The organism is bacterium, from assembly GCA_021158245.1.
GTDB lineage: Bacteria > Zhuqueibacterota > QNDG01 > QNDG01 > QNDG01 > QNDG01.
On the sequence record JAGGVB010000038.1, the window covers coordinates 1 to 7351 of the forward strand.

General features: G+C 37.2%; 7 protein-coding genes. 2 read left to right on the forward strand and 5 right to left on the reverse strand.

Going from position 1 to position 7351, the window contains the following annotated elements; genetic code table 11:
* Positions 1–223 precede the first annotated feature (223 nt).
* Together J7K93_01990 and J7K93_01995 are read left to right on the forward strand one after the other, a co-directional pair.
* Positions 224–925, forward strand: coding sequence for an HAD hydrolase-like protein (locus tag J7K93_01990; protein MCD6115760.1), 702 nt, complete (start codon positions 224–226; stop codon positions 923–925).
* 59 nt (positions 926–984) lie between these two features.
* Positions 985–1893, forward strand: coding sequence for a hypothetical protein (locus tag J7K93_01995; GenBank protein MCD6115761.1), 909 nt, complete (start codon positions 985–987; stop codon positions 1891–1893).
* Between the two features lie 27 nt (positions 1894–1920).
* On the opposite strand, the gene J7K93_02000 is transcribed toward J7K93_01995, so the two are convergent.
* From J7K93_02000 to J7K93_02020, 5 genes are all read right to left on the reverse strand, one after another.
* Positions 1921–3123 carry a hypothetical protein gene (locus tag J7K93_02000; GenBank protein ID MCD6115762.1) on the reverse strand — a complete coding sequence of 401 codons (1203 nt, stop codon included), beginning with the start codon at positions 3121–3123 and terminating at the stop codon, positions 1921–1923.
* Positions 3124–3263: 140 nt separating this feature from the next.
* Positions 3264–3725, reverse strand: a complete 462-nt coding sequence (locus J7K93_02005; protein ID MCD6115763.1) for a GtrA family protein — start codon at positions 3723–3725, stop codon at positions 3264–3266.
* A 37-nt stretch (positions 3726–3762) separates the two neighbouring features.
* Positions 3763–4464 (reverse strand): CDP-alcohol phosphatidyltransferase family protein, encoded by a 702-nt coding sequence (locus J7K93_02010; GenBank protein ID MCD6115764.1) that lies wholly within the window; start codon positions 4462–4464, stop codon positions 3763–3765.
* A 203-nt stretch (positions 4465–4667) separates the two neighbouring features.
* Positions 4668–5297 carry a class I SAM-dependent methyltransferase gene (locus J7K93_02015; protein ID MCD6115765.1) on the reverse strand — a complete coding sequence of 210 codons (630 nt, stop codon included), beginning with the start codon at positions 5295–5297 and terminating at the stop codon, positions 4668–4670.
* Between the two features lie 64 nt (positions 5298–5361).
* Positions 5362–7029 carry a M1 family metallopeptidase gene (locus J7K93_02020; GenBank protein ID MCD6115766.1) on the reverse strand — a complete coding sequence of 556 codons (1668 nt, stop codon included), beginning with the start codon at positions 7027–7029 and terminating at the stop codon, positions 5362–5364.
* Between the last annotated feature and the right edge of the window lie 322 nt (positions 7030–7351).

Consider the following 7351-nt stretch of genomic DNA (forward strand, 5'->3'; position numbering starts at 1 on the left):
TGCAGTGACGGCTGTATGCTTTAGTCCCGGGCATGACTCTAAACTGTCTTTATAACATAGTTGTTGGGTAAAGAGGAACTGTCGTTGATGTTTTGACAGTTCCTCTTTTTACATGTCAGAATAAAAGTGTTCCATACTTGCTTGACATTTAAATTTATTCATACCATATTATCCATCGAATAATCCGGGAATTGTTAAATGATTTTATGGAGACAGAGAAACAGTGAATCATCAGAAACATTTAAAATATTTTTTTCTTTTTGACATTGACGGTACACTTGTTCGGACAGGCGGAGCAGGAAAAACTTCAATGGAAAAAACATTGTATGAGCTTTTCGGCCTGAAAAATGCTCTTGATTCGATACCGATGATGGGGAGGACAGACCCTTTAATTTTTAAAGATGCTATTGAAAATAATGGTATGGAATGGACCTCCGAAATTGAAAACAATTTAAAGGATAAGTATTTTAATATTTTAAGAAAAGAGATGGAAAAGCCAAGAGAGGGAGAAATGGTATGCCCCGGTATAGATGGCTTGCTTAAAAATTTATCAGAAAGGCCCGATGTATTTCTCGGGCTTCTGACAGGGAACTATAAAGAGAGCGCATACATAAAACTGAATTATTTTGAACTTGGGCATTATTTTACACTTGGGGCATTTTCCGATGATTCCAGTAATAGAAATTTTCTCGGTGCTGTTGCTATTAAGCGGTTTAAGAAAAGATTCGGGTTCATAGTTCCCAGCCATCATGTCTATGTTATAGGAGATACGCCATTTGATATTGAGTGTGCACGTCCCCATGATTTTAAAAGCGTTGCAGTTGCAACAGGAATACACTCATATAAAGAACTTACAAAGCATAATCCGGACTATGCCTTTATGGATTTGAGCAATTTTAATACTTTTCTTAAAATTTTAGCATAGTTATATTTAAAACGGATTAATGATTTGTTGACGGAAATAAATAAATGGAGGATTTAAAGATGAAATATTTTAAAAAATATTTAGTCGCAGCCTTTATCATATTGTCAGTGACAAATATAATTTTTGCAGAGGATAAAGTAGGATTGGTTATTATTGCTCATGGTTCACCTGTTCCCCAATGGAACAAGCCGGTACTGAACCTTGAGAATGAAGTAAAAACAATAATGTCAGCAAAGGGTATACAATTCAGTGCAGTAAGAGTCGCTTTAATGGAGTTTAATGAGCCGTCAATCAATACGGTCATTAAAGATTTTGAAAAAAAGGGTATTACAAAAGTCTATGCAGTGCCGCTTTTCATTGCTCCTTCAGGACATTCATTGTTTGATATTCCGACTATTCTCGGCATGTACAGCGAAGCAGATATTGTGAAAGAGATTAAAAGTGAGGGTACTGAAATTGTTAATACAAAGTTAAAAATAACACTTGGGCCTACATTAAATTATGGCAGCATTTTAAAAGAGGCTATGCTGGATAGAGTGAAAGAATTATCAGATCAACCGGATTCCGAAGGGGTTGTTCTTCTTGCTCACGGAGACAGCAGGTTTAAACCCATTTGGGATTCGGTATGCAGAGAAACAGGTTCTTATATTTGCGCCAACACCGGAATTGAATATTTTGACTATGCTTTTGTAGAAATCGGCCAGGCTTTTTCAACAGAAGGCGTATCTGCTATCCTAAAAGCAGACACGAAAAAGAAGAGAACTCTTGTAGTCGGGCTTTACCTCTCTATGGGAGTTAAAAGAATGGCAGACAATTCAGTTTCCTTTATGATGGGACAAAAGACAGAAATAAAAGAGTTGTTTAAAGGTAAGAATATTCTTTTTGCAAACAGAGGTCTCTTGCCGGATAAAAGAATATCTGAATGGATTGGTGATGTTGCTGCAGAATGGGCGGATAGTCTTAAATGATTTGAACTCTGAACCCTTGCCGAATTATTATGCAGCAGTTTCCGGAATACTCCTTCCTTTTACTGATTCTGTCAATTCCTGCCAGTATGCAGTGATTTGATGCAGCCAGGCTTTTGTGTCAATTTTTGCAAAAGGGTTGTTTTCAACAATTGCAATTATTTTGCTGCACTCATCAATTCCCGTATCATCTTTCAATTGTATATATTCCTCGCGGAGCTTCTTTGCTGTATCAATAATTCTTTCATTAAGATCGTCCCGGAGGAACATTCCGGGATATGGGTCAAAGTATTCAGGATTCAGGCCAGGCATATCTTTGTGATCGTCAATTTTTTTCTTTTCGTATAAAAAACGTTTTACATCTTCACGCAGGTTTTTCCATTCCGGCCGGTGTGAGGGAGGAGGCAGATGCCTGATTGCCAGTTCATTATCAAGATAAAAATTTATCCCGGCAATTCTCAGGTTTATAAGAAAATCGATATCCTCACCCCGGGTGATGTTAGGGTCAAAAGGTACATTCATTAATGTCTCAAGATCAATTACCATATTGCCGCCGAAAACAAAGGGGGTTACCTTAAGCCTTGGAGGCCTGCCTATGATTTCATCGAATGCTCTGTTCATACTGTCAATTTTGTCCCATTGAGGTTTTGTCCATACAGGCGGGTTTTTATTCTCAATCTTATAGGTTTCGGGCTGTAGGTAATACCCTGCCACAGCATGGATATATCCTCCCTCCCATTCCCTGCCTGCAAATGTATGAGCTTTTTCCATAAAATCGGGGTCATGGAAGATTTCATCATCATCAATAAAAATTGTAAGTTCACTGTTGTTCAGTATTCCTGCAAGAGAGCACATATTGCGGACAGCTGCATAATTTGATAGGTTCAGAAGCTTCAATGCATCAGATGATAGTCCTGAATCCTGAAGTTTATGCTTTAAGTGCTGCAGATTTTCCGGGTGCAGCACAGAAATATCATATTTATCCTTATAGGGCTCAATTATAGTATTTACTTTATCAATAACCCGTTGTACTACCATGTCTGAATTTGGTACAGCAATGACTGCAACAGAGAAATCCTGATCTTTCAGAATTGATAAGCTGTCGAAAAAAGCAGGCAGTGTTCCGCTGGAATCCAAAGGAGTAGGGTGATCAAAAACAACCTTTTCGTTCAGGTGGTTTTGTACGCCTTCTGCTCCCCAATAAGTGGGGACAACAATGGTTGGTTTATTCATAAGCTACTTCCATTTAAAATGGTTATGCAAATGCAAATTCAGTATAGACCGGAGTCTGAAGCTTGTAAAGTAAAAAGATTGTACAGTCAATATAAATAGAAGGTGCAGCAGGGAATACATATACATTCCCTGCGCTCTTACTATATTTTTTGCACTTTTTCGTTTTGTTCGGTGATGTGTTTTTTTTTCTTTTTCTGCTGAAATACTAATATATCATTGGCAAAATATTTGAGAACAGGGCCTGCCATCATACCAAATAGATTAGAGACCATATAATGCAGGCCTACAACTTTTGTGAGAAACCAGAGAAAAGACAAATTGACTGTAAAATCTATTGATGCAGTTACTATATTATATTTAAAAAGACGTTTAAAATAGTCTTTCGTTGTGTGAGTAACCCGTTCTTTCCATGTTTTAAAATAGTGCCATGTGAAATTGTGAATAATTGCAAGCTCAATTGCAATGGCACCTGCAGCGATCAAAGGAAAATTTTCCCTTCCTCTGAGAATAAAAAGAGTTGTCATATTTACCAAAGTGCCGCCCAATGCAACAACCTGAAATTTAATAATCCTCTTTAACTTGGGAGAAGAAATTTTAATCATATACCTCCAAATATTAGTCTATAGTTCAAGCTCAAAACTATTTGTCCGATTTATTCTCCCAGAGAGCACGCTCTTCAATATTCAGCTTTTTCAGGTTTTTATATGCACTGCGAATAATAGCAACAAGAAGAAAAATGGAAATGAGAATAGAGGCCACGTTAAGCCAGCGGAAAGTAAAGCCTAATATAGTAATATTCCGTATAAAAATCAGAATAGTATTCATAATTATAAGTGCAACTCTGGCCTCGGTTGTTGAGAACTTAAGATAAGATATTTTAAAAATGTTTGTCGAGTTTGTTGCAAGATAAGTGTTGATTGAGGTGATAAAGAACAGAGAGAGAAAAACCCAGATAAATGGCTGCCGTACCAGGCCCGAATAAGCAAGGCCAAAGGTCATTAATGCAATACCAAAAGCATCTACAAGGTGGTCAATGTAATAGCCGTATTTTGGACGCTGCTGGTTTCTGTATCTTGCAAGAGTGCCGTCAAGGCTGTCACCAAACCAGTTAATAATGTGTCCTATACTGGCAAGTACAAGGAATATCCAGTGTTTGGTTGCGAGATAGTAAGAAATACCGCATACTCCCATACCGAATAGCCCGAAAAAGGTCAGAAGGTCAGGAGTTACCCATTGGGGCATTCTCGGTGCAAGCCATAAAAGGGCTTTTTTCTCCGGACCTGATAGAAAGCTGGTCTGAATTCTATGATCGCTCAAATTTTCTTTTTTCTTGTCAGGCATTAAATCCTCCTTGTCAATTTTTATGCCTTATCCTGCTTAAAAAGGATAACATAACTATACTTAATTTTATGAAATTTTGCAAGTAAAAAGATTTATTAATCAATATAAGCAATTTTTCTGAAAGAATCATAAAGGCATTTGTAAAAATTGTGTAAATGTTTTGAATTATAAAATCAAGTGTTTTTTATCTTATATAAGTGATTTTAATTCGGATTAAATCCCAATGTCATCAGAGTACCTGCAGATTTGTTTTTGTTCAGCCTTTTTTGTAAAATTCCGGTTAACCCTGCTCTGTAAAAACCTTCTGCATACTCCTTTTCTGACCATAGGGACATATCGACATTGACATCATCAGGCCATGAAAGGCTTTCTTTGTTTTCCGTATAGTAATTAACAAGTACCATCAGCATTCCCCCGGAAGTCAGAAGGCTTGCTGCTTTGTCAATACCGGACTGCATATTTTTGAAATAGTAAAAAACTTCCATAGAAAAAATGCAGGAAAAAACAGCATTGTCAGGAGGCATCCATGAAAGAAAATCACCTGTGTATAAATGTATGTTCGGCAATTGTTTCAATTTTGCCAATGCCCGTTTATACATTTCATCACTTATATCAAGGCCGAAACATGTACCGTTTGAATATTGATTTGAGGCCATATATTCAATCCCGTATCCGTTGCCAAAGCCTACTTCAAAATAGTTCCCCTGAGAAGGCCGGATTAATTTAAATGCCTCTTTTACGCTTTGAATATGGCCTTGTTCCATGCCGTCAGCATGATAATCCACTGCCCATTGATCGAACAACTCCTTTGCAGTCCGGGCAGATTTTTCCATTTTTGTTCTCTCCTTTCATGAATTCCAGGCTTAATAAATTTACGAACTAAAAGTTTTTAAGGAATCAAAATTTACAATTATCCGCAGTTCCTCTTAAATTAAATGAAGCAGCGTAAAAATTCGGATCCAGAATGAATTTTTCTACATGAACAGGAGTTTTTAATGTTTGCCACCTTACAGCCGGGTGTATCCAATGTACTTTTTCATTAAAACAGACTTTTAAAGGCATATTAAAATTATTTACACAATTAGTCCATCGGTACTGAAATGTGCTGTCACTTATAATGTATTCCAGAACCGGAATTCTGACATCTCTGAGATACTGATTAAAAAACGGAGCAAGGTCTAATCCTGTATGTTTTGTTAAATAATTTTCTATCTGCGCTGATGTGACTGTCTGATGATAAAATTCTTTATTAAGCCCCCTTAAGATACTCCGCCATTTATTATCATCATCTACAATCTGCCGTAAAGTATGCAGCATGTTGGCTCCCTTGTAGTACATATCACCGGAGCCTTCATAATTAACGTTGTAAATCCCTATGATCGGCCTGTCGTTTCTGATGTTCTGTCTTGTGCCCAAAACATATTCAGCACTTGCTTTTTTCCCATAATAATAATTTAGAAAGAGATTCTCCGAATATGCGATAAAACTCTCATGTATCCACATATCTGCAATATCTTTGTCAGTGATGCTGTTTCCAAACCATTCGTGCCCTGATTCGTGAACAATTATAAAATCAAATTTCATTCCCCATCCGGTATGGCTGACGTCATTCCCCCTGTAACCGTTTTTATAGCCATTTCCGTAAGTTACAGAACTCTGGTGTTCCATTCCGGTATACGGAACTTCCACTAATTTGTAACTGTCCTCATAAAAAGGATAGGGGCCGAACCAGTATTCGAAAGCTTTCAGCATTCTCGGAACTTCTTTGAACTGCTTTTTGGCTTTCTCAAGGTTGTATCTCAGGACATAATAATTGCAGTCCAGCACACCCTTTTCTCCATGATATTTCTCAGCAAAATTTACATAATCGCCGATGTTAACATTGACGTCGTAATTATTTATCGGATTTGATACAAACCAGTGAAAAGTTTTCGTACTGTCGCTGTTTCTGTTGATGCTTCTTAACCTGCCGTTTGATACTTCAAAAAGTTTTTCCGGGACAGTAACGCTTATAAGCATACTGTCAGGTTCATCGTAAAGATGGTCTTTGCACGGCCACCATAAGCTTGCTCCGTCTCCCTGGCAAGTTGTTGCAATAAAATCAACTCCGTTCTTATCTTTTGTCCAGGTTAATCCTCCGTCCCATGGGGGGCGCTTGCTGACTTTGGGTTTTCCTTGATAGAAAACAGTCAGAGAGTTGATGTCGCCTGGTTTCTGTGTTTTTTTAAGATTCACAAAATATGCATTGCCGTGTCTGTTAAATTGCAGTTTTTGTCCGTCCTGCACTATTTTTGTGATTTCCATGGGAGGCTGCAGGTCTATCTGTATTTTCTGAAGTTGTTTCAATACTCTGTACTCAATGATATTTGTGCCTGTAATACTTTTTTCTACAGTATTAACTTTGATATTAAGATGATAGTAGGTCAGGTCCCACCATTCCCTCTCTTTTGTTATAGATCCTCTTAAAGTATCCTGATGTGTAAATACAGTCACCTGAGAAAACAGTGCTGAGTACATAGTTAATGATACAAAAAGCGCTATAGATAATCTGCTTAAAAATTTCATTTGATTTTCCTTTTTTTGGGGAAGAAATATTCTCTGTTTTGTGAAGATAATAATAAAAACAGAATAAATCAAGATGTGTGGTATTTTAAAAAGGCGGATTGATTACTTTTTTTCTCTCGCAAAGCATGCGACGAAAGTGTTAAAAAGTGAATTGGGTGTGCAAAAGGGATAAAAAAACTTATTCACGAATCCGTCAAATGCCGGACACGTTCCGTCAATGGCCGGACAGGGTTACACAAATGACACTAATAAAAAACATAAAAATAATTCGTGTTAATTAGAGTAATTAGTGGAAGAATGGATTCCTGCTTTTGGGGGAAAA

Coding starts and splice junctions, on each gene's coding strand:
- J7K93_02005 (MCD6115763.1), bottom strand. CDS start 3,725: ATGATTAAAATTTCTTCTCCCAAGTTAAAGAGGATTATTAAATTTCAG.
- J7K93_02020 (MCD6115766.1), bottom strand. CDS start 7,029: ATGAAATTTTTAAGCAGATTATCTATAGCGCTTTTTGTATCATTAACT.
- J7K93_02000 (MCD6115762.1), bottom strand. CDS start 3,123: ATGAATAAACCAACCATTGTTGTCCCCACTTATTGGGGAGCAGAAGGC.
- J7K93_02010 (MCD6115764.1), bottom strand. CDS start 4,464: ATGCCTGACAAGAAAAAAGAAAATTTGAGCGATCATAGAATTCAGACC.
- J7K93_01995 (MCD6115761.1), top strand. CDS start 985: ATGAAATATTTTAAAAAATATTTAGTCGCAGCCTTTATCATATTGTCA.
- J7K93_02015 (MCD6115765.1), bottom strand. CDS start 5,297: ATGGAAAAATCTGCCCGGACTGCAAAGGAGTTGTTCGATCAATGGGCA.